At 30.2% G+C, this 23,634-nt stretch carries 25 protein-coding genes and 2 pseudogenes; 23 read left to right on the top strand and 4 right to left on the bottom strand.

Going from position 1 to position 23,634, the window contains the following annotated elements:
* The first annotated feature begins 85 nt into the window (after positions 1-85).
* From B2671_RS13035 to scpB, 6 genes and pseudogenes are all read left to right on the top strand, one after another.
* Positions 86-1,266, top strand: a pseudogene (locus B2671_RS13035) (phosphopentomutase).
* Positions 1,267-1,505: 239 nt separating this feature from the next.
* Positions 1,506-2,321, top strand: a complete 816-nt coding sequence (locus tag B2671_RS13030; RefSeq protein WP_346870793.1) for a purine-nucleoside phosphorylase — start codon at positions 1,506-1,508, stop codon at positions 2,319-2,321.
* Positions 2,322-2,377: 56 nt separating this feature from the next.
* Entirely contained in the window at positions 2,378-3,682 is a 1,305-nt protein-coding gene (locus B2671_RS13025; protein ID WP_346870792.1) for a pyrimidine-nucleoside phosphorylase, read from the top strand.
* Between the two features lie 209 nt (positions 3,683-3,891).
* Positions 3,892-5,088 carry a D-alanyl-D-alanine carboxypeptidase family protein gene (locus B2671_RS13020; protein ID WP_346870791.1) on the top strand — a complete coding sequence of 399 codons (1,197 nt, stop codon included), beginning with the start codon at positions 3,892-3,894 and terminating at the stop codon, positions 5,086-5,088.
* A 361-nt stretch (positions 5,089-5,449) separates the two neighbouring features.
* The gene (locus tag B2671_RS13015) at positions 5,450-6,196 is read left to right on the top strand and encodes a segregation/condensation protein A (RefSeq protein ID WP_346870790.1); all 747 of its coding nucleotides are present in this window, start codon (positions 5,450-5,452) and stop codon (positions 6,194-6,196) included.
* Complete coding sequence (scpB, locus tag B2671_RS13010; RefSeq protein WP_346870789.1) at positions 6,189-6,923, top strand: SMC-Scp complex subunit ScpB; 735 nt, start codon at positions 6,189-6,191, stop codon at positions 6,921-6,923. Before B2671_RS13015 ends, scpB begins: the two co-directional genes overlap by 8 nt.
* A 165-nt stretch (positions 6,924-7,088) precedes the next feature.
* Here the strand turns inward: scpB and ytfJ are convergent, their stop codons facing one another.
* Positions 7,089-7,517, bottom strand: a complete 429-nt coding sequence (gene ytfJ / locus B2671_RS13005) for a GerW family sporulation protein (protein ID WP_346870788.1) — start codon at positions 7,515-7,517, stop codon at positions 7,089-7,091.
* Complete coding sequence (locus tag B2671_RS13000) at positions 7,518-8,099, bottom strand: hypothetical protein (protein WP_346870787.1); 582 nt, start codon at positions 8,097-8,099, stop codon at positions 7,518-7,520.
* Between the two features lie 128 nt (positions 8,100-8,227).
* On the opposite strand from B2671_RS13000, the gene B2671_RS12995 reads away from it, so the two are divergent.
* The 3 genes from B2671_RS12995 (at position 8,228) to B2671_RS12985 (ending at position 11,723) form a co-directional block, all read left to right on the top strand.
* Entirely contained in the window at positions 8,228-9,343 is a 1,116-nt protein-coding gene (locus B2671_RS12995) for a D-alanyl-D-alanine carboxypeptidase family protein (protein WP_346870786.1), read from the top strand.
* Positions 9,344-9,453: 110 nt separating this feature from the next.
* The gene (locus B2671_RS12990) at positions 9,454-10,449 is read left to right on the top strand and encodes a sulfide/dihydroorotate dehydrogenase-like FAD/NAD-binding protein (protein WP_346870785.1); all 996 of its coding nucleotides are present in this window, start codon (positions 9,454-9,456) and stop codon (positions 10,447-10,449) included.
* The gene (locus tag B2671_RS12985; protein WP_346870784.1) at positions 10,446-11,723 is read left to right on the top strand and encodes an FAD-dependent oxidoreductase; all 1,278 of its coding nucleotides are present in this window, start codon (positions 10,446-10,448) and stop codon (positions 11,721-11,723) included. Before B2671_RS12990 ends, B2671_RS12985 begins: the two co-directional genes overlap by 4 nt.
* Positions 11,724-11,820: 97 nt before the next feature.
* On the opposite strand, the gene B2671_RS12980 is transcribed toward B2671_RS12985, so the two are convergent.
* Together B2671_RS12980 and B2671_RS12975 are read right to left on the bottom strand one after the other, a co-directional pair.
* Positions 11,821-12,255: an ImmA/IrrE family metallo-endopeptidase gene (locus B2671_RS12980; protein WP_346870783.1), complete on the bottom strand. Its 435-nt coding sequence runs from the start codon at positions 12,253-12,255 to the stop codon at positions 11,821-11,823.
* 51 nt (positions 12,256-12,306) lie between these two features.
* Complete coding sequence (locus tag B2671_RS12975; RefSeq protein ID WP_346847974.1) at positions 12,307-12,750, bottom strand: helix-turn-helix domain-containing protein; 444 nt, start codon at positions 12,748-12,750, stop codon at positions 12,307-12,309.
* Between the two features lie 331 nt (positions 12,751-13,081).
* On the opposite strand from B2671_RS12975, the gene B2671_RS12970 reads away from it, so the two are divergent.
* From B2671_RS12970 to B2671_RS12910, 14 genes and pseudogenes are all read left to right on the top strand, one after another.
* Positions 13,082-13,516: a sigma factor-like helix-turn-helix DNA-binding protein gene (locus B2671_RS12970; protein ID WP_346870782.1), complete on the top strand. Its 435-nt coding sequence runs from the start codon at positions 13,082-13,084 to the stop codon at positions 13,514-13,516.
* Positions 13,517-13,982: 466 nt separating this feature from the next.
* Positions 13,983-14,423 (top strand): chloramphenicol resistance protein, encoded by a 441-nt coding sequence (locus tag B2671_RS12965; RefSeq protein ID WP_346870781.1) that lies wholly within the window; start codon positions 13,983-13,985, stop codon positions 14,421-14,423.
* The gene (locus tag B2671_RS12960) at positions 14,416-14,910 is read left to right on the top strand and encodes a hypothetical protein (protein WP_346870780.1); all 495 of its coding nucleotides are present in this window, start codon (positions 14,416-14,418) and stop codon (positions 14,908-14,910) included. The genes B2671_RS12965 and B2671_RS12960 overlap by 8 nt, the downstream gene beginning before the upstream one ends.
* Before the next feature lie 15 nt (positions 14,911-14,925).
* Positions 14,926-15,267, top strand: coding sequence for a DUF6673 family protein (locus B2671_RS12955; protein WP_346870779.1), 342 nt, complete (start codon positions 14,926-14,928; stop codon positions 15,265-15,267).
* Positions 15,267-15,875, top strand: a complete 609-nt coding sequence (locus B2671_RS12950; protein WP_346870778.1) for a bacteriophage Gp15 family protein — start codon at positions 15,267-15,269, stop codon at positions 15,873-15,875. Before B2671_RS12955 ends, B2671_RS12950 begins: the two co-directional genes overlap by 1 nt.
* A gap of 261 nt (positions 15,876-16,136) precedes the next feature.
* The gene (locus B2671_RS12945) at positions 16,137-18,308 is read left to right on the top strand and encodes a hypothetical protein (protein ID WP_346870777.1); all 2,172 of its coding nucleotides are present in this window, start codon (positions 16,137-16,139) and stop codon (positions 18,306-18,308) included.
* Positions 18,301-19,155 carry a phage distal tail protein gene (locus tag B2671_RS12940; protein WP_346870776.1) on the top strand — a complete coding sequence of 285 codons (855 nt, stop codon included), beginning with the start codon at positions 18,301-18,303 and terminating at the stop codon, positions 19,153-19,155. The genes B2671_RS12945 and B2671_RS12940 overlap by 8 nt, the downstream gene beginning before the upstream one ends.
* A gap of 3 nt (positions 19,156-19,158) precedes the next feature.
* Positions 19,159-20,211 (top strand): siphovirus ReqiPepy6 Gp37-like family protein, encoded by a 1,053-nt coding sequence (locus tag B2671_RS12935; protein WP_346870775.1) that lies wholly within the window; start codon positions 19,159-19,161, stop codon positions 20,209-20,211.
* A gap of 1 nt (position 20,212) precedes the next feature.
* The gene (locus B2671_RS12930; protein ID WP_346870774.1) at positions 20,213-21,451 is read left to right on the top strand and encodes a hypothetical protein; all 1,239 of its coding nucleotides are present in this window, start codon (positions 20,213-20,215) and stop codon (positions 21,449-21,451) included.
* Positions 21,451-21,726, top strand: coding sequence for a hypothetical protein (locus B2671_RS12925; RefSeq protein ID WP_346870773.1), 276 nt, complete (start codon positions 21,451-21,453; stop codon positions 21,724-21,726). The genes B2671_RS12930 and B2671_RS12925 overlap by 1 nt, the downstream gene beginning before the upstream one ends.
* 2 nt (positions 21,727-21,728) lie before the next feature.
* Positions 21,729-21,866: a hypothetical protein gene (locus B2671_RS12920; RefSeq protein WP_346870772.1), complete on the top strand. Its 138-nt coding sequence runs from the start codon at positions 21,729-21,731 to the stop codon at positions 21,864-21,866.
* Positions 21,867-21,989 (top strand): XkdX family protein, encoded by a 123-nt coding sequence (locus B2671_RS12915; protein ID WP_346870771.1) that lies wholly within the window; start codon positions 21,867-21,869, stop codon positions 21,987-21,989.
* A gap of 605 nt (positions 21,990-22,594) precedes the next feature.
* Positions 22,595-22,999: pseudogene (locus tag B2671_RS17615) on the top strand (group II intron reverse transcriptase/maturase); the annotation flags it as partial.
* 227 nt (positions 23,000-23,226) lie between these two features.
* Complete coding sequence (locus B2671_RS12910; RefSeq protein WP_346870770.1) at positions 23,227-23,385, top strand: phage holin family protein; 159 nt, start codon at positions 23,227-23,229, stop codon at positions 23,383-23,385.
* The last annotated feature ends 249 nt before the right edge of the window (positions 23,386-23,634 follow it).

Below are 23,634 nucleotides of genomic sequence, written 5' to 3'. Positions count from 1 at the left end.
ATAATTTATTTTATTTAGTTATATATTTTGAAACAACTGTGGTAAAATATAATATATCAGTGATTAAGAAGAAAGGAAGTATATCATGGATAGAAAAGTAGTTTTAGTTGTGCTTGATAGTGTTGGTATTGGAGAACTTCCAGATGCAGAGCTTTATGGAGATAAAGGTAGTAATACTTTGNNACTTTAGGTAATATAGCAAAACATGTTAAAGGTTTTTCTATTCCAAACTTAGAAGCTTTAGGAATTGGTTCCATAGAAGGTGTGGAAAACCTTATTAAGTGTGAAAATCCAGAAGGAATTTATGGAAGATGTAGTGAACTTTCAAAAGGAAAGGATACAATTACAGGACATTGGGAAATGGCAGGAGTAATTTTAGAAACACCTCTTCAAACTTATCCTAATGGGTTTCCAAGAGAAATTATGGATGAATTTGAAGCTAAGATAGGAAGAAAGACTTTAGGAAATGTAGTTGCTTCTGGTACAGCCATCATTGAGGAATTAGGGGAAGAACATATAAGAACTGGATACCCTATAATTTACACTTCTGCAGATAGTGTATTTCAAATTGCAGCTAACGAAGATGTAATACCTTTAGAAGAATTATATAATATGTGCAAAGTTGCAAGAGAAATGTTAGTTGGAGATAAGATGGTAGGTAGAGTAATTGCCAGACCCTTTAAAGGTATGAAAAAAGGTGAATTTGTAAGAACAGCTAATAGACATGATTATGCGCTAGAGCCTTTTAACAAGACTGCTCTTGAGTATGTTAGTGAAGCTGGCTTACCTATGGCAGCTGTAGGTAAGATTAAAGATATATTTACAGGAAAAGGTGTTACAGAATCTGTATCTATAAAGGACAATATGGATGGAGTTGATAAGACTTTACAAATGATGAAGTCTCATTCTAATGGATTCATATTTACAAACTTAGTAGATTTTGATATGAAATTTGGACATAGAAATGATGTAGAAGGATATGCTAAGGCTTTAGAAGAATTCGATGATAGATTACCAGAAATTAAGGAAGCATTAAGAGATAATGATGTATTAATCATTACTGCAGATCATGGATGTGATCCAACGACAGAAGGTACAGATCATTCAAGAGAATATGTGCCTGTACTTGTATATGGAAGAAATCTTAAGGAAGATATAAATCTTGGAACTAGAAATGGATTCTGCGATATAGGTAAAACTGTATTAGATTTACTTGACATTGAAAATGATTTAGTAGGAAAAAGCTTTAAAGATTTAATTGTATAGCTAGTAATCTAGGATTAAAAGAGTTTTAGATAGTATAAAAATATAAAGGTAATAAAAATTTTAATACACAAATTACAATATATAAATTACTTAAAGGTAATAATATATTGTAATTTGTTGTTAATATTATTTATTTAACTAACTAGTCAAACAAATAATATTAAGATAAATTAATAAACTGATAACATAGAGTATAACTAAATAAAATTATATAACTGTGAAGAAGAGGAGAAATTATAATGGATATTAAATTAATTAATGAGAGTGTAGAATATATAAGGGCTAAGTTAAGCTTCCAGCCAGAAATAGGTATTATCTTAGGATCTGGTCTTGGTGATATGGCTGATAAGGTTGAAGATAGAGTGGTAGTAAAGTATTCAGAAGTACCTAATCTTCCGGTATCTACAGTACAAGGTCATGCAGGACAATTTGTATGCGGAACTTTAGATGGTAAAAAGGTTATCATGATGCAAGGTAGATTTCATTATTACGAAGGCCATCCTATGAGTGTATTAGCACTTCCAATCCATATTATGAAATACTTGGGTGTTAAGTCTTTAATAGTAACTAATGCTTGTGGTGGTGTTAATACTAGCTTTGTACCAGGTGATTTAATGATGATTACAGATCATATAAACTTTGCAGGTACAAATCCACTTATAGGTAAAAATGAAGAAGAAATAGGAGCAAGATTCCCAGATATGTCTACAGCTTATGATAGAGAATATTTAAAACTAGCAAAAGAAGTTGGATCATCTCTTAATATAGAATTAAAAGAAGGAGTTTATATGATGTTTACAGGTCCAGTATATGAAACTCCAGCAGAGGTAAGAATGGCAAGAATACTAGGTGCTGATGCAGTTGGAATGTCAACAGTTCCTGAAGTTATTGCAGCTAATCATTGTGGTCTTAGAATACTAGGAATTTCATGCATAACTAACATGGCAGCTGGAATCTTAGACCAACCATTAAATCATGAAGAAGTAATAGAAACTTCTGCTAAAGTAAAATCAAAATTTGTTTCTTTAGTGAAAGGAATAGTTAGAGAATTATAATAGTGGGCCATTTACAAACAAAATTAAATATAAAGGTATAGAGCGGGGTGTATTTTATGAGAATGTATGATTTGATTCTAAAAAAGAGGAATGGTAGAGAGCTTTCTACAGAGGAAATAAATTATTTTGTAGAGAGCTATACAAAGGGAGAAATTCCAGATTATCAAGTATCAGCTCTTTTAATGGCTATATATTTTCAAAAGATGAATAAGAGAGAAACTTCAGACTTAACAATGGCAATGGTACATTCTGGAGATATGTTAGACTTAAGTCAAATTCAAGGAGTTAAGGTAGATAAGCATAGCACAGGTGGAGTAGGGGATACTACAACTTTGGTGCTTACACCTATGGTAGCAGCATTGGGAATACCAGTGGCTAAGATGTCAGGTAGAGGTCTAGGACATACGGGAGGAACCATAGATAAGTTAGAAGCTTTCAAAGGTTTTTCAGTGGAGATGCCAACAGAAAAATTCATTAATAATGTTAATACTATTAAAATTGCTGTGGGAGGCCAGACTGGAGACTTAGCACCAGCTGATAAGAAGTTATATGCCTTAAGAGATGTTACAGCAACCGTTGATAATGTTTCTTTAATTGCTTCTAGCATTATGAGCAAGAAAATAGCTTCAGGAGCTGATGCTATAGTTTTAGATGTTAAGGTTGGAGACGGAGCTTTCATGAAAAACACAGAATCTGCTAAGGAATTGGCTACAGAAATGGTTTCTATAGGAAAACATATTGGGCGTAATACTATGGCAGTAATTTCTGATATGGACCAACCATTAGGCTTAGCTATAGGTAATGCTTTAGAAGTAGAAGAAGCCATAAATACATTAAAGGGAAATGGTCCTGAGGACTTATTAAAGCTTTCTTTAGTTTTAGGAAGTCGTATGGTAATGTTAGCAGGAAAAGCAAGTACTGCTGAGGAAGCTGAAGCTATGTTAAAAGAGACTATAACTTCAGGATCAGCCATAGGAAAGCTTAAAGAATTTGTTAAAGCTCAAGGTGGAGATATAGACTGTATCGATAATACAAATTTATTACCTAAAGCTAAGTATGTAGTACCGGTAATTGCAGAAAATAGAGGAGTGGTTAAAAAAATCCATGCTGAAAACTTAGGAATAGTTGCAATGGAGCTTGGAGCAGGAAGAGCCACTAAAGAAAGTAAAATAGATTTAGCCGTGGGAATAGTTTTAAATAAAAAACGTGGTGATAAAGTAGAAAAGGGTGACACCATAGCATATATTCATAGTAATAATGAAAGTCTCATTGAAAAAGCTAATGAGGGTATCTTAAAAAACTATGAAATAGTTGAAGGCTATAAAAATGATATACCACTAATCCATGAAGTAATTAGTTAGTATATATTAATATAAAATGAAGCTATATAAAANNTTTTATATAGCTTCATTTTATTTTTAAAGTAATATATGCACCTTGAGGATATAAATTCTATATTAGGGAACTCTAAATAGGAAGAAACTTTAGAAAATAAAATTTCTAAATTTCTAGGATAATTTTTAAGATTGAGGTAAAAATAACCTCATAATAATTGTTTTGGAGGTCGGTTATGAAAAAGAATAAATTTGTTTTAACTTTATTATTATCCGTACTACTTTCATTGCAGGCTATAATCCTTCCAACAGCCTTTGCTGATGATGAAATAAAAAATGAGCCTGCAGATAATGTAATAGGGTTTGAGCCACAGGCAAAATCTGTAATACTATTAGAGCCTAATTCAGGTAAAACTATTTATGAAAAAAATGCAGATGAACAGTTTGCACCTGCTTCGGTTACAAAGATAATGACTATGCTACTTGCTATGGAAGCTTTAGATGATGGAAGAATAACTCTTCAAGATAAAATAGTTTGTAGTGAAAAGGTTAAATCCATGGGCGGTAGTAGTATGATATTGGACACTGGAGAAGTAAGAACTGTGGAAGAAATTCTAAAAGGTATAGCTATAGCATCAGGAAATGATGCAGCAGTGGCAATGGCAGAATTTTTAGAAGGCAGTGAAGAAGCTTTTGCAGTAAAAATGAATGAAAGAGCTAAAGAACTTGGAATGACTAATACTCACTTTGAGAATGCTACAGGTCTTAGTGCTTCAGGACATTTAAGTACTGCTAGAGATATTTCCATAATGTCTAGAGAGCTTTTAAAGCACCCAATCATATTAAAATATTCATCTATATATATGGAAACTATATCAGAAGGTAGAAAAACACCAATTGAATTAGTTAATCATAATAAGTTGGTGAGATTTTACAAAGGATGTGATGGTCTAAAAACAGGATTTACACAAGAAGCTATGTATTGTATATCTGCTACATCAACTAGAGACAATGTAAGGATGCTTGCAGTAATAATGGGAGCACCTACATATAAACAAAGAAATGCAGATGCAAGTAAGCTTATGGATTTTGGATTTTCTAAATACCAAAGTAAAACTATAGTAGCTAAAGATGTAGATGTGCAACAAATACCATTAAATAAAAAAGGGGATTCTTTCTTTATAGCAAAAGCAAAAGATGATTTAAAAGTAACCGTAGAAAAAGGCACTGAGGAAGAATTAACAAAGAAAGTAAATATTAATCCTGAACTGAAAAAAATAAATGCTGGTGATGTTGTTGGCTATTGTGAAGTTTATAATGGAGATGAATTATTAGGAAAAGTAGAATTATATAGTGATAGAGAAGTGAAACAATCTCAGTTCTTTAAAAATGTTAAAGATATATTTTCCAATATATTTGATCATTCAATATAAGTATATTTAATTTTTAAATATTAATAATATAGAATAAAAAATAAATATCTGTAAAAAATATATATAAAGGTTAATTTAAAATTCAGTTTAATGCTATAGTTATCAGTTACAATATACAACCCCAAATGTATAATGCTGATATAAAAAATCACTCTAAGATTTTTAGGGTGATTTTTTATTTTTAAATGAACTGCTGTAATTTTTGATTTCAAAATAATAATTGTCATAATTGAAAGATATCATTTTTACTATTGTAAATTTAACTAAATTTAGAGTATAATTTAAAATGAGTGTTTTCATGCTAAAATATATATTGAAGTTTTTAGTATACAGATAAATTTGTTGTAAGGAAGGTGAAATCATGGCATTAACAATTAAAACTTCAAACTTTGAGGGGCCCTTTGACCTTTTATTACACTTAATAAAAAAGAACCAAATGGATATATATAATATAAGTATTTTAGATATAACAAATCAATATATAGGATATCTAAATGAAATGAAGGAATTGGATTTAGATATTGCCTCGGAATTTATTGTTATGGCTACTACATTAATTGAATTAAAATCTAAGGTATTACTTCCTAAAAATAAGGAACCAGAGATTGAAGAGGTTGATGATACACAAGAGCTTATAGATAAATTAGTTCAATATAAGAAATTTAAAAATATAGCTGAATTTCTGGGCAAGAGACAAATAAATACAGGCATTATATTTACTAAAAGGCCTGAAATAATTGAAGATACCAGGGAAAAAAAGCAAGATGCCAAAGAGCTACTTAAGGGCATAACTATGATGGATTTATATAATATGTATATTGAACTTATGGAAATATATAAAAATAAGATGAATGAAACCTTTAACATAGAAGACAGAGTACAGGTTGAGTTATTTAAAATAGAAGATAAGATGGATTACTTAAAAGAAGTTTTATTGCATAGTAAAAATACTGCCTTCACTAGTATAATAAAGGAGAGCAAAAGTAAAACGGAAATCATTGTAACCTTCTTAGCCTTGTTAGAGTTAATAAAGCTGAAGAATGTACGAGTAGTTCAACATGGCAACTTTGGTGAAATATATTTAGAAGGAGTGATGGGGGATGAATGAACATACTAATTTAAATCATGAAGATGCAGAAGTTAATGATAAAATTTTAAGTAGAGTAAATAAAGAAGATGGAAGTATAGATATTGATCCTAGAAATAAAATTGAAGAGGTTCTTCAAGAATCAGAACATCAGTTAAATTATCTTATAGACGAGTCTAAATATGAAAGATATTTTTCTATAATAGAGTCTTTATTATATGTAACTGGAGACCCATTGGAAGTAGACACTATAGCAAGTATTTTAGAATGTTCAGTAGAATTTGCTACAGAACTTTTAAAGGTTTTAGAAAAGGTATATGAAAGAGATGAGTCTAGGGGAGTAAAACTAATATGTATCAATAAGGCCTATCAACTTGGTACAAAACCTATAAATAGTGATTATCTTCAAATGCTGTTAAAGACAAATATTAGACAATCCTTATCTAGAGCTTCTCTTGAAACCCTGTCTATAATTGCTTATAAACAACCAATAACTAGAATAGAAATTGAAGACATAAGAGGAGTTAAAAGTGATAGAGCTATTAGTACTTTAGTAGAAAAAGGACTAATAAAGGAATCAGGAAAGAAAAGTGTTATAGGAAGACCAAATCTTTATGCTACTACTGACGAATTTTTAAAGCACTTTGATTTTACATCTTTAGGCGAATTACCATCTTTAGATAATTTTATTGAAGATGAAGAGCTAGTAGAATTAGAGGAAAAGGATATTGAAGAAAAGAAATTCTAATAATAAAATAAATATATTTTACTATTACACATAATATTATGGCTATATTTAAAATAAAAACTAAATCTTAAATAAATATTGAAGATGTACTTATAGTATTAAAGTACATCCTCAACATTAGAAAAAGATTAGTGAATTATTTTAAAATAGCCTTTTTTCTTAGAGTTAATCGCAAGGGTCGCATGGGTTATAGACTTCAGAATAATTATCACCATTGACTTTATCTTTGTTAAATAGCCCAGAAATCATATCAATGGCCTGAGGCATTGCATCGATTATCTTATCGTATGGATTATACTCAGTCACGGAAAGAAATCTTATAGTATTTTTGTGTACTACTAAGAACCCCACTGGTTTTAAGGAGATTCCAGCACCAGATCCACCAGCAAAGGGATGCCTGTTAGAGGAATCTAAGTTAGTATCCTTAAATTCACTTCCACCTGAGGCAAAACCAAAGGATACCTTTGAAATTGGAATGATTGTGGTACCATCAGGTGCACTTACAGGATTACCAATAACTGTATCCACATCAATCATATTTTTAATATTTTCCATAGTCGACTTCATTAAATTTTCTATTGGATGACCGTCCATCTAAAATTCCTCCTTTAAATTCACTTTATCAAAGGAAGAAGTTTTTCGTACTTTGATAAGGTGATAAAAAATTACAATAACCATGTATATAATTTTTGCTATATTTATAAAAATTATACTAGTACTTTCAAATTTAAAGAAATTTTCATTATATTTAATATTGATAGTAGGAGTAAAATTTTTAACTTTAAAAAATAGATTTAAAATTGTTGAAAAAAATGCTGTAATTTGATATAAAAAGCCGTAAGTAATAGCGTTTATAGCAGCATCTTCTATAGAGTAGTCCATTTTAAATTTAGTGCGTATAGTAAATTTAAATTTAGAATTAATAAAGAGTTCTATTATTCCTTTTAAATCTTTAAGTTTCAATTTTGAAATTTTTTCTTCGTTAGGAGTTTTTACATAATCACTCCATTTGTTTTCATTTTTAGCCTTAGTTTTTTTAGTTTTTGACGGAATTATCACTTTATTATATATTTTTAAGGTAAAAATTTCATTAGCATATATAAGTGTTATTTTTATTGGAATAGGAAATAATAAGACCAGTGTAACTATGGCTAAAATCCATAAAAAATATTTCATTAGTATACTAAACCTCCATAGTTTTATATCTGCAATTCTATCCAACTATGATTTATATATTCATGGTATATAAAAAAAATAAAACTATTTGAGAATAAGTCACAAATTTAAGTTGGGAGTGTAAAAGGATGAAAAGAAGAGTAAGTTGTTTTCTATTAATATTTTTATTTACTATAGTGAGTATTCCTATAAAAAACGTAGATGCAGCTCCAATAAGAGTAGATGCAGTATCTGCAATAGCTATAGATTCAGCTACTGGAACTATTTTATTTGATCAAAATGCCCATAAAGTTATACCTATGGCAAGTACAACAAAAATAATAACTGCTCTGGTTACTTTACAGTATGGAGATATAGATAGAGTTGTGGAAATATCTAAAAATGCAGCATCTATAAGAGGCTCTAAAGTAGGATATAAGGCTGGAGATAAGGTAACCATAAGAGAACTTTTATATGGTCTTATGCTTAAGTCAGGTAACGACTGTGCCATTGCTATTGCAGAAGGAACTAGTGGAACTGTAGAAAAGTTCTGTGAAGTCATGAATGAATTTGCAGTATCTATAGGTTTATTAGATAGTCATTTTGAATCACCTCATGGTCTAGATAGTAACTCCCATTATTCTTCAGCATATGATTTAGCTATAGCAACTAAAAAAGCTAAAGAGATTGAAGAATTTAATAAAATTGTATCTACTAAATTAATCACGGGAGAAGAAGGAATAGAATTTACAAAACAATTTAATAATATAAACAAACTTTTATATTCAGAGCCTAATTGTACTGGAGTTAAGACTGGATATACAGGACAGGCTGGAAAATGTCTTGTTAGTTCCTTTAAATTAGATAAAAATGAAATAATTGTAGTAACATTAAATTGTGTTCCAAGATGGAAAGAAAGTCAGAGAATTTATGAATATGTAAAAGATAATTATGAGTATAAAAAGATTATCGAAGCTGGTGAAGTTATAGGAGATATAAAAGTTAAGGGAAAAGAAAAGGGAATACCACTAGTTGCTGAAGAAGATTTAATGTTCCCTGTTAGAAAGGAAGAAAAAATAGTCAAAGATATTGTTATACCTAATTATGAGTTAACTACACCAATTAGAACTACAGATGATATAGGAATACTTACCATAACCAATGAATTAAACTCTAAATATGCAATAACCCTTCATCCCAAAGAAGATATTGAAAAAATTGGAATATGGGATTACATTAAATACATGATGAATAAAGATGAATAGAATAAATAATATTAACCAAGGTAAAAAACCTTGGTTTTTTTCATGGAAACAGTAGCAAATAACTTATTGTGAAATATTCTGATAATATAGTAATTTTGGAGGCGCAGGTAATGGGCTATGAACCATATAACTGTATAGATTGTGGAAGTGAATACTGTCCATGTCATTTAGCTGAGTCAGGAAATTGCATTCTTTGTTCTCACTTAGATGGCAAAGACTTTTGTGATTGCGTAAATTGGAATGGAGTATGTATATATCAGGAATTTATGCAAAACAATTTTAAGGCAAAGGAAGGAAGGAAACATCAAAGATTTCAAATTATAGATAAAGAACTAATAAATGAAAAGCTTATGATATTAAAGATTAAAGTTACTCAAAAACTAGCTAGCGAATTAGTTGGTCCTGGTTCCTTTGTATTTATTAGAAAAGAGGATTGTGAACAAGCCTTTGATACTCCGATTTGTGTTATGGATAGTGATACGGGAAATGATGTTATTACCTTGGCTATTGAATTAAAGGGACTTAAAACAAAGATACTTAAAGATGTAAATATTAATGAATATGTTTTAATTAAAGGTCCTTTTTGGAATGGAATTTTAGGACTTAATTCAGTGAATACCATTAAAAGAAATCATTGTGTTTTAGTATGTAGAGGTATAGGTCAAGCACCTATGGTACCTGTTATGGAGAAATTATATAATAATGAAAACACAATTACAGTAATTCTTGATGAAGGAACGTTAGATACAATATTTATAGAAAAGGAATTGAAAAAATATGCTACAGAAATAATTAAAACCAATACACTGCTTATGGGTGGAATTCTTGATTGTAAGTGTAGAAAGATTTTAGAAGGAATTTTAACTAAGGGTAATATTGCTTTAGTGCATTGTGACAGTGCAGATGTGCTTAGTCATCAAATCATGAAAATAGTAGAAGCTTATGATAAGAATATTGAATTTTCTTGTTCCAATAATGCAAAAATGTGTTGTGGGGAAGGGGTTTGTGGTTGCTGTACAATTATGAATGATGATGAAAAATTGAGAAGACTGTGTAAGATGCAAACCAGTCCTAAATATATATTTGAAGGGAGAAGATTGTATTGAAGATAGTTATAATAGGGGGAGGCTGGTCTGGTTGTGCAGCTGCAATTTCTGCACGTAAAGCCGGAGCTGAAGTTGAAATATTTGAAAAAACAGATTTATTACTAGGACTTGGAAATGTTGGCGGGATTATGAGGAATAATGGAAGGTATACTGCAGCAGAGGAGCTTATAGCTCTAGGAGCTGGAGATTTAATCAACATAACTGATGCTAATACACTCCACAAAAATATAGATTTTCCAGGGCATGAGCATGCATGGCTTTATAATGTAAATAGAATAGAGCCAGCAGTAAGAAGACACATTGAAAGAATGGGAATAAAAATTAGATTTGTAAACCGTGTAGTAGATGTAAATATGGAAGGGATTAATATAAAGGGAATTTATCTTAGTAATGGTGAATATATAGAAGCAGATGCCTTTGTAGAAACTACTGGTTCTACAGGACCTATGGGAAATTGTTTACGATATGGAAATGGTTGTTCTATGTGTATCTTAAGATGCCCAGCCTTTGGACCAAGAGTAAGTATTAGTTATAGAGCAGGTATAGAGGATATAAAAGGTGAAAGACAGGAAGATGTATTTGGTGCTTTCAGTGGATCATGCAAGTTGGAGAAGGATAGTTTATCAGAGAAAATAGTAAGACAGTTAGATGAAACAGGAGTAGTAGTATTAAAGGTTCCAACAGAAGATATAAATACGGATAAGTTAAAGCAAAAGGTTTGTCAGCAATATGCACTAAAGGAATTTGCGGAAAATATAGTGCTTTTAGATACTGGTCATGCTAAGTTAATGACTTCTTATTATCCCTTAGATAAACTTAGAAAAATTGAAGGTCTTGAAGAGGCAAAATTTGTAGATCCATATGCAGGTGGTAAAGGAAACTCCATTAGATATTTATCAGTTGCACCAAGAAGTAATCAGATGAAAGTTGTAGGACTTGATAATTTATTCTGTGCTGGAGAAAAAAGCGGACTTTTTGTAGGACATACGGAAGCCATAACAACTGGTTCATTAGCAGGACATAATACTGTTAGAAATGAGCTTGGAATGCCACTTTTAACCCTTCCAAGAAATTTAGCTACTGGAGACATTATAGCTTATGCTAATGAAAAGGTTCAAACTACAGAAGGTAGAAGAAATAGATATACCTTTGCAGGAGCCGAGTACTTTAAGAGAATGAAGGATAATGGACTTTATATTTTAGAGTCAGAAGAAATTCAAAAAAAGGTGAGGAAGTTAGAGTTAGATAATATTTTTAATCAAAAATTAGTATAGAATACATGAAATTTAGAATATAAATCTATTTAACAGAAACCATCAAGATATGAGATTAAATATATCCTGATGGTTTTATTGATGAACTCTTAATAATTCATTTATATAAAAATTTATGTTTTAAAAATTTTATATCTATATTTTCGCATTTAGCAATAGTGTTTATGGATAAACCTTCATAATTAAGTAGTATTGATTTATCAATCAATAGCTCAGCTGCAAATTGATCAGCTTGCATTTCATATTTACCTTTNNCTTTAACTTGAGTAGTTTTACTTTCTAGAAAAAGTATATTTAAATTACTATGCAATATAGCGTGGCCAAGTTCATGAGCGCAAGTAAATAACATATCAATTTCACTTAATCTAATATTTAAGTGAATTATTTTATTTTTTGGAGCATATTGATAAAATCCATGAATAGACCCTAAATCTTCGTACATAACATTTATTCCAAGAGCATCACATAATTCTCGAGGATCATTAGTTTTATATTTTTTTACTAAGTTATTTACTAAATTTGAAATTTCCAAAATTATATTCCCCCCAAAACATCATCAAATTTTACGAAATAAAGTTTAAAATTATTTTTTATATTTTTTAGGGGTATATTTTATCTTATTCATTTTCTTAGCATACTCAATTCCATTTTGAATAGCAGATTTTAATAGTTCCCAGTCTTCATCATTAATAGGATTACCCGAAAGCATAAGTCCTTCTTGATTTTCTAAAGACTCCAAGGTACTGTTAAAAATTTTTTCAATATCTTTTTTATCTTTGGGATTTAATTCTAAATCATCAAAAGTTGATTTTTTAGGTGATGATATATCACTTCTACCAAGTAAGTAGTCTACAGATACGGAAAAAAAATCGGCAATTCTTTGAAGCAATTCATTTTCCGGTATTGCTTTATCATTCTCATATTTAGAAATTGAGCTATTATCTATTAAAAGAATATCTGCTAATGATTTTTGTGTTAATCCATGTTTTTTTCGAAGTTCTTTTAACCTAATACCCAGTGTATTCATATATTTACACCTCCTATAATTATATTATAACCATATTTGAAGTAAAATCAACACAAGTTGAAATAAAATCAAAAAAAAGTTCAATACGACTTGACAATTTGAATTTAATTCAATAAAATCAAAATATAAATATTGAATTAAATTCAAATGTGGGGGTTGTATAAGAAATGAAGTATATTTAGATAAATAACTCAACAATAGTAAATCGTGTTATAAATAGAGCTTAGGCTAAAATATGTCTTTAACAAATGAAATATTATATTGAATTTAAATCAATATAATATTTCAAGAATAAATAATAAAAATTGAATTAAATTCAAGGGGGATCAATATGAATATGAATAAAAAAATTGAAACTATGCTTTATAACTTTAATCAAACGAAAGTAGAAATTAAAAATATAAAACTAGATATAGAGTTACTAGAAAATGAGTATGATGACGGAATTGGTGTAAATTACGTGGAGAAGACAGGAAAAACTAATAAAATTACTTCAACAGTGGAAAATATGATAATAAGAAAAGAGGCTGAAATTAACAGATTAAATTATGCTATAAAAGTTAAAGAGGCTGAAATAAAAAAGATTGAAAATGCTCTAGAAATTCTTACAGATAGAGAAAGAAGTATTATTGAAATGAGATATTTTCAGAAGGAAAGTAATAGAAATATTTCAGCAAAGCTTTATATTACAGAAGAATATGTATCAGCAATAAAGTCAAAAGCTATCAAATCTCTTGCAAATATATTCTTTATAAATTCTTTATAAATTCCTTTTAAACTCTCTTTATATAATTGGTTTAAAGAGGTGCTAGAATAATATCATCGCAGTGGTGATAAGTTATTAAAAGTTGAGTCTTAAGATAATAAATTAGTTTTTAATTTTAAAATAAGAATAATAAAGTTTAGACTACTAATTTATCACTATGAGTTATGGTTAAAAAGTTTTATTAACAAATAAGAAATGAAGCTAAAGGAAAGGGGTGATAATAATGCGGTGACTTTCATATTAGGATTTATAAATTCTTTGAAATACATTAGGATAATTCAAAAAGAAAGAATAGCCTCTAATTTAAAGTAAGTAAAAATATATATTTAAATTTAATTAGCTAAATAGGTCTAGATAAATTAATTCAATTTTAAAAACTAGTAACCAAAGCTCTTAAACTGTGACAATGATTTTAATAAATAGCTAATAGATATTGAAAATATATAAATCAGTAGAGGAGGTAGAAATGAATATAGTAGAAAGTATCAAAGAATATATAGGAACCTGTCCTTATCTAGCAAATATTAATGATGGTATTAATATTAATTACTTAGGTGAAAATACAGTATCCTATATGATAGAAGAACTTCCTAGAGAACAAATTTTAAAAAAGTATATTAATGGAACTAGTCTTAGACAATACTGTTTCATGTTTGTCAGTAGGGAAGTATGCGGACAAGATGTAGTACAAAATATAGCTAATAGTAAATTCTATGAAAACTTTGCTAAGTGGCTGGAACTTCAATCAGAGCTTAATAATCTACCAGTATTAGATAGTGGGAGAGTGGCACAAAAAATAGAAGCATTAACAAGTGGTTATGTTTTTGAAAAAAATCTAGATAAAGCACAATATAAAATAGAATGTAGATTGGTATATTACCAAGAAGGAGGAAAAAATAATGAGTAGAGAATCAATACAAAGACATCAAATAGCAGATTATATAAATATAGGTGAATCAACAGGTGTAGAAAAATATGAATTAATGGGAGCTGGATTTAATACATTAGATGAAAATCCAGCAGCTCAACTTGATACTAAAGTTTATATTAACGATAAATCATCTTCAACTACAATTAAGTCATACCAAACACAATTCCCATTCACATCAGATTTAATTAAAAGTGAAGGGGCAGTAATGGCATTATATAATGTTGGAAGAAATCATCTTACAGGGGCAGATGCACAATTTGACTATGTTAAAGTTGAACTATTTCAACCAATAGAAGGAAGTGAGAATACTTATAAGGCTAGAAAATTTATAGTAAGTTGTGAAGTTGCTGGATTAGCTGGAGCAGGTGGAGAAACTATTGTGGTATCAGGAAACTTAAATGCAGTAGGAGATTTTATAGAAGGTACATTCAATACTGCAACAAAAACATTTACTGCAATTTAGTAGGAGGAATATTTAATGAATATTAATGGAATTGAGCTAGAATTAGATATATTTGATGCCGATGTTGCAGAAAAATATGATAAAGCAATAAAAAAAGTAATGAATATAGAAGAAGAAACAAAGGGTATGTCAATTGGAGAAGGGATAAGAACTCAGTGCAAAGCCATCTTTAATGTTTTTGATGAACTTTTTGGACAAGGTACTCATGAAAGAGTATTTGGAGATAAAGTTAACTTACTTGAATGTTTAAAGGCTTTTGAGGCTCTAATAACAGGCATAAATGAGAAAAATAAAGAAATTGAACTCATTGCTAATAAGTATTCTTCTAATAGAGTTCAAAGACGTTCTAAAAAATAATGAATATTTTAATTGATGTTTTACCTCGAAAAGTTGAAATAGATAATAGAGAATATAAGATTAATTACGATTTTCGTACATCCATTTTGTTTGAGATAATGATGCAGGATGATGAGTTTGATGATAAAGAAAAGATATATAATGCTCTTCTTCTATATTATCCAGTAATACCAGATAATTTAGAAGAAGCGATTAAACAAATCCTTTGGTTTTATAGAGGTGGAAAAGATATTGGCGAAAGAACTAGCTCAGGAAATAGTAGAGTATCTATGGGAAAGGATACAAGAGCATATTGCTTTGATTATGATGATGACTATATATACTCTGCTTTTTTCGCTCAATATGGTATAGATCTTCAGGATATAGAAGACTTTCATTGGTGGAAATTTAGAGCTATGTTTAGAGCTCTAAAGGAAGACAATGAAATAGTGAAAATCATGGGATACAGATCTATGACTATAAATACCAATATGAGCAAAGAACAAAAGGATTTTTATAGTAATATGAAGAGGATTCATGCTATTCCAATGAGTAAATCTAAGAAACAAAAGATTACAGAAATTGAAAATGCTCTTATGGAAAATGGAGACTTAAGGGGAATACTTTGATTTTAGTATTCTAACTATAAAAACTAATAAAAAGTGCTTATAAAACTAGGCACTTTTTATTAGTAAAGGTAGGTGATTTGCATAGTAAAAGTAAAATGTCCATTTTGTAATAAATTATTAATTAAAGCTGATTACATCAAAGGAGAAATAAAATGTAGTAGATGTAAGAGGTTAATAAATATAGAAATAAAAAAGCCAGAGCTTAGTGCCACACCTTAGAGTAGTGAGCCATAGCCTGCTTTATAAAAGGCAGGTGATATTATGTCAAATATAAGTATAAACGAAGAGATAAATTTAACATTAAAAAGTATATTAGAAAATTTAGAATCAGAAGGTGAAGAAACTAAAGAGAAAAGTACAAAAATTATTTCTAAATTAGTTACTGGAGCAGGAAAAGAAATAATTAAGGCTAACTCTGTTGCTATGGGTAAAATTGGACAAGGATTAAACAAAGGGCTTTCTAAGATAAGTTTCTTTGAATCTATATCGAAAACTTTTGAAGAAAAAGTAGGAGGGCTTTCAGAAAAAATAAGAAGAACCTTTAATAAATTAAAAGCCGATATTAAACTTTCATCAATGATAGTGACAGACTCAATAAAAGAAACAAGATGGTTGAAAATGGCATCTTCAACTATAGAATATGGTAAAAAAGCTTTTGAAAGAATTGGTTCTGATGTTGGAATATCAGGAAAGGGAGCATTTGGGAAGATAGCTACTACTGTTGGTAAAGCAGGAGTAGATGCATTTAAAAGTATATCATCAAAAATTGGTAAGGCTACATCGGCCGCTTTTAGTGGGACTATTAAAGCTATTGGAAAAGTTGGCTCTTATGGAATAAAAGCTGGAAAAGAGTTTGCACAAGGGGTATCTAAAATAGCAGATTTTAGTAAAAATGCAGGGAAAGAAATAGAAGACTTAAATGCATCAGCAGCAACGATGGAAGAGGGATTAGGTCGTGAAGTTACTATATTTAAAAGCTCGCTTATGAGCCTTGGAAAAGACATGAGTGATAGCATAGATGCCCCGTTAAAAGAAATAACAGCTTCAGCAACAGATATGATAGGACAATTATCTTCAGCATTTAATGAAGGTGGATTCGAAGGACTTGCAAGCAGTGTTGGAGATATATTTGCTCAGGCAATTACAGGCATAGCTGAAAAGGCTCCTGAAATTATGAATATTGCAGTTTTGATTATAGAATCATTGATAGCTGGATTCCAAGAAAATATGCCGTTAATAGCAGAATCATCTATACAGATAATAATACAGCTAGTTGAAGGCATTATTACCCTGTTGCCTAGTATATTTGAGCTAGGAATTACTTTAATATCTGAATTGTTACTAGGATTAGTAGAAGCTATTCCACAGTTAATAACTTTAGTACAAGAATCTATTATAAGTATTATGACATTGATAACAGAAAATTTACCATTAATTATGGAAAGCGGATTTCAAATTGTTTTAGCACTTATAAATGGAATATCTGAAATGTTGCCAGAGTTAATACCGCTAGTAATACAAGCCATAACAACTATTATTACATCTATAGGAGAAAATTTACCACTTATACTTCAGAGTGGTATAGATATTCTTGTGGCACTTATTAATGGAATAGCAGCAATGTTGCCAGAGTTAATTCCAATGGCTGTACAAGCTTTGTTAAATATAGTAGATACCCTCATAGTAAATCTTCCACGAGTCATAGATGCAGCGATTAAAATAATACTGGCTCTAATACAAGGAATAATTGGAGCATTACCACAATTAATTATGGAAATACCAAAGATAATAAATGGAATAGTATTATCAGTCATAAATAATTTGCCAGCAATTATAAGTGCGGCAATTCAAATAATAATGGCTCTAATACAGGGACTCATTATAGCAATTCCTACGTTAATAGGTAATATACCCACTATAATAGCTGCAATTATAGGAGCTTTTGCTAAAGCTGATTGGAAACAAATTGGTACAAACTGTTTGGAGGGTTTAAAAAATGGTCTTATAGCAGGGGTTGGTGCAGTAGTTGATACAGTAAGAAATGTAGCCAGTAGTATAGCAAATGGATTTAAAGACTTTTTTGGAATTCACTCACCATCAACTCTATTTAGAGATATGATAGGTAAAAACCTTATTAAAGGTATTGGTGTAGGTATTGATGTAGAAACTCCAAATCTTGAAAAAGAAGTAGGGGGCAATTTACAAGATCTAACAAGAAAAATGAAAGCTACAATTGATTTTGAAACTACTAAAGTTTCCGGCAATATGGCAATGAACTCTAGTTATAGAGCTGCTATGGAAACACCATATTCCATAGTAAATAATAATGATAACGGTGTTAATGAGATTATTAATATATATCAACCAGTAAAATCACCATCTGAAGTTGCGAGAGCAATAAAAATACAAAGAAAGGAGCTTGCATTTGGCTAAGTATATAGATATTAAATTAGAATGTAATGGCAAGATTTTAGAGATTGGTAAGGATAAATTATACAAATTAATAAATATAGAAGGAATCTCTAGCTCAGAATATAATGTAAATATTGTAAATAATGCACAATTTGATGGTGGGACTGTTAAAAGTAAAAGAGTAGAATCAAGACTTATAACTATTACAGCAGAATATCCATCAACAGAGGATACAGAAACTAGAAGACAAAACCTAATTAGATTTTTTAATCCTTATTTGACTGGGAAGTTATATGTAAACTACTCTGGAGTTAAGAGGGTAATTAATTATGAGGTAGCAGGTTTTAAAGATAGTAGAGAGAATTTATATGATCCACTTAAATTTATTATTAATTTGATATGTCCTAATCCATTTTTTAAAGATGAGAGAGAGTTTAGTAAAAATATGGCTGGTAAAATTAATAGTATTACTGTACCTTTCACTATTCCAGCAAGGGGTATGATTATGTCGGCTAAAGTATTGAGACAAGAGGCTACAATAATTAATAATGGCGATAAAGATACAGGGTTAATTATCTCATTTATGGCAAAGGGTGAGGTGAGCAATCCAAAGATAGAAAACTTAACTACAGGAAAATTTTTAAGGATAGTAGTGGACTTGATGCCTGGTGATATTCTCACAATTAATACGAATAAAGGTACTAAGAGGATAGAGCTAAATGGGAAAAATATTTCTCAAAAGATGGATCGTTCTAGCTCTTTTATTGACATGCAGGTTGGAGAAAATATATTAAAATATAGTGCTGATAAGGGATATACAAATCTTAATGTTTATCCTAAGTGGACAGCTGAATTCTTCGGGGTGTAAGACATGGTAGACTTAATTATACTAAATAACAAATTTGAACCAATAGGATTTATAGATAATTTCACATCTCTTATATGGACTAGAAGATATTACAATATTGGGGAGTATGAGTTATATATAGATTCAAAATATTTTCAGCTATTAAGAAGGGGAGAGTATATTTATAGTTCTAGCTTTAGAGAAGTTGGAATTATAGAAACTTATTCTTATATAAATGAAGATAGTCAATGCACTATTAAAGGTAGATTTATAGAGGCTTTACTTAGTTACAGAGTTATAGATAAAATACAAAATTTGAATGGAACAGTAGAAAATATTGTTAGAAATCTTGTAAATAACTTTGCAATTGCTAATAAACCCATAAATAATCTTAAATTAGGTAATGTTAATGGAGTAGGCACAGGCATTGCAGTGCAAGTAGGGTATGAAAATCTATGCGAAAAAATATATGATATTACAAGTACTCAAGAGTCATCTATAAGAGTTAAATATAACTATGAGGAGAATAAGATGTACTTTGAAGTGTGGCAAGGAATAGATAGAACTGAAAATCAAAGTTTAAATTCAATTGTTGTATTTAGTGATGAATATGAGAATATCTCTACGTCTACCTATGAGTATAACCATAAAGAGTATAAAAACTTTGCTTATGTAGTTGGTGAAGGAGAGGGAGGTATTAAAGTAATTACTGCTATAGATTTAACCAATGGTAATGAGCGTAGAGAGATTTTCCTTGAAGTCAGAGATAAACAAGATGAATTGACACTAGAGGAGTATAAAAAAGTATTATATCAAAAGGGAATTGAAAAACTATATGAATATGGAATTGTTGAAAATGTTAATACCACAGTTAATTCTATATCTAATCTTAAATATAAAGTAGATTATGATTTAGGTGATTTATGTAGTTATATAGATAATGAATTAGGTATAGTAGTTAATCAGCGAATAACTGAAATAACTGAAGTGTATGAAAATAATAAGCACGATATTTCTATAGTATTTGGTAAAGAAGAAAAAACAATAATGCAAAAATTAAATAGAGAGGTGAAATAAAATGTCAATTATAAGTGGAATATTTCCTAGTGAAATTGTAGATATAGACGAAAGTGGGCTTCCTATTTATGATAGGGCCGTGGATGAAGAATATTTTGCAAAATATCATAGTGAATTTTTAAGTAATGGGGTATATGCAAATCCATCAAATAATTTTCAGGTAATGGTTAATGACTTGATGAAATTGAAAGTAAAGGCAGGTAGCTGTTTTATAAACGGTTATTATGCTTATGATAATTTTGATGGAGAAATAATTCTTGAGCCAGCAAGTTCAGATTTAAATAGAATAGATAGAATTGTAACAAGGTTAGATAGGATAAATAGAAAAATATCTATAGAAGTAAAAAAGGGTGCTTATGGGACTGCTTCTTATTCAGCACCTGATTTACAAAGGGATGATGATATATGGGAATTAGGACTTGCAGATGTATTAGTTAAAAAGGGGACAACTCAAATAGTACAAGCAAATATAACAGACTTGAGATCTATACAAGAATATTGTGGTTATGTATATAATCCAATGCAAAATATAGATACTACGGATTTATTTGCTCAATATGATAACTCCTTTGAAGTATGGTTTCAACATGTTAAAGATCAGTTAAGTACTGATGCAGCTGGAAATTTGCAGAAACAGATTGATACACATACTTCTGAATTGGAAGATTTTATGAATTTTTTAAATAATGGAGGCTCATTGTTCAATACATTAAATTTTGCCCCCTTGAATGATGTAGTAGATACTATTTCAACTACAAAGCAACACTTAGGGATAAATGCTGGAACAAAAGGAATTGTTGTAGATGGAAATAATAATGCACTAAGACCTAGTTCTACTGCAATGGATACTATGACTATCGGAACAGCAACTTACGGGTTCAAAGATGTTATATTATCTGGTGGTATAGGATCTGTAAGAGATGCGATAATCGTAGGAAGTGGAAGTAATGCCAATGGTAGATATATTAAATTTGGTGATGGAACTATGATTTGTTATACTAGTACTCCTTCATTAACTACTTCTGAAAGCTTTGGAGTAGGGTATAAATCACCTATGTGGACATGGACATTTCCAATTATCTTTACAGCGACCCCTAAAATATTAGCATTAGGCAACAACTATACCGTAGCTTCAGGAGGGTCTATTGGTTATAGTACTGGTTTAGTCAATGTTATCTCATTTGATAGTGCAGGAAGAGTCGGGGGAGCCCAAGTATTCGCGATTGGAAGGTGGAAATAATGAAAGTATATTTAAGTCCTCAAGTGAATGGAGAAAAATTTAATTATAATTTTAATGGCGAGGTTGTAATTGTAGAGTATAAAGGTGTAACAGACACTTTTGATTTTGCAACATTCCCCGAAGATGCACAATTTGAAGGGGTTGAAACTTCATTAGAAGTTAATCCTATTATAAGTGTAAAAAGAGAAAATAATATATTGTATGTAACTCTATTAAATTTTATAGGCAGTGATGCTACTGAGGAAGGAAAATTCCCTGAATGGATGGAGGTGTAACTATGGCAGAGATTAAATATAAGACTAAAGAAGAAGTTGAAGCAGAAAAGAATATTCCGAAAGAAAAAACGGAATTAGAAATACTAAAAGAAACTGTAGATAGTTTGGTTTTAGCTAATCTACTAGGAGGTGTACAATAAATGTTTGAAACATTAAATAGACTATGGAGAGAAGGAAAACTAACAGAATCAGCTTTAGATAAAGCTATTACTCTTAATTGGATTACAGAGGAGAAAAAGAAAATTATAATAGAACAAAAATAGTGCAATAGAATTATATTGGGAATTGATCTAATAGAAAAGAGATTAGATTTAATTCTAGTCTCTTTTACTTAGTGCGCCCAGCATGGGCGTAATCTTAAGGGTGAAAGTCCCTAACACGACCTAGTAGTGGTAAGTGTATAGCTTAAGACAAGGGTGTCCACCGTGAGGTGGAATCTGAAGGAAGTCGGCGGCAAATCTCTGGTCTGACGAACAGAAACCACATATAAGGCAGTACCTATGGGTGAGGTTGCTAATCAAACTAAAGCCCAATAACTACTCGAAAATAGGTAATGTAAATGTGGCAGATAGATGGAGAGAAAGATTACGTTCTTACCTGGGGAGAGCTTAGATATACATTATTGAAATGAATTTTGAAGCAATAACCTATGTAGTGATACATAGCTGAAGTCTAAGAAGTCAGCAGAGGTCATAGTACTCTCGCTAATCGCGAAAGCGAGTGGAAGGACTGAACGATAGGAGGTTTTGAAACTTTGAAGAACACAAAGAAATGTGATGAAAGCAGACAACTTCATAGAGAAAGTTACCTACGGAAGGATAGAGTGGAACTCGAAGAGTATGTAGGAGCGCCTAGCATTTCATTGACGTTAGAAAAGCGAGGGCTAAACTTCTGTAGGTACGCTGATGATTGTAATATATATGTAAAATCAAAGAAGGCGGCAGAAAGAGTGATGTATAATATCACAAAGTTCATAGAAGAAGATTTAAAACTCAAAGTGAATAAATATAAAANNNCGTTAAGAGAGTTAGATAAATGGCTAAGACGAAGGCTACGCCTATGCTATTGGAAGCAGTGGAAGAAAATTAAAACAAAACATGATAATCTAGTTAAATTAGGATTAGATAGCTTCAAAGCGTGGGAATATGCAAACACAAGAAAAGGCTATTGGAGAATCTCCAACAGCCCTGTTTTAGCAATAACATTATCTAACAACTACCTAAAAGAACAAGGGTTTATAACATTAACTGAAAGTTATTTAAGATGTAGGTAATTCTATTGAACCGCCGTGTACCGAACGGTACGCATGGTGGTGTGAGAGGACGGAAAATAAAATAATTATTTTCCTCCTACTCGATTAATAAAGTATATAAGTATAGTTAAAAGATATATATAATTGAAGCGAAAATTATATAAAGATTATATTAGTAGGCATAGAGATTAGAATAATATGGCTATTAGGAACATTAAATATTGTAATAATTCTCATAGACTAGGAATATGAGTTTATCTTACAAGAAAGTGTCAGGTGATGTTGTATTTAAAGGTGTTGTTAGAAAATCTGTTATATTTATAGTTAAAGTATTATTGGATAGACTTTTGAATGCTAGTGCAAGGATATCTAGAGCTCTTGTATGCTATTTTTATTTAGATAATTAAGGTGTTAGATAATTGCGAGGGGAGTTACTTATATCACACAAAATAAAAGATGCAGTAGTAAAATATTTAAGTATGAATATATCAATAATAACACAATAAGTATATAAATCAATTATAGGTATAGAGTTTGTATATAGATAATAGAAATAATTATAAGAATAAGTTTGAAATTAAGAAGGTGAAATATGAATGATGAATTGATAAAACATAAATTAGAAGTACATGAGAAAAGAATTAATAATCATAGCG

The sequence above is a fragment of the Clostridium sp. UBA5119 genome, assembly GCF_002414285.1.
Classification (GTDB): Bacteria; Bacillota; Clostridia; order Clostridiales; family Clostridiaceae; genus Clostridium_J; species Clostridium_J sulfidigenes.
This window is presented reverse-complemented; position numbering and strand designations above follow the sequence as displayed.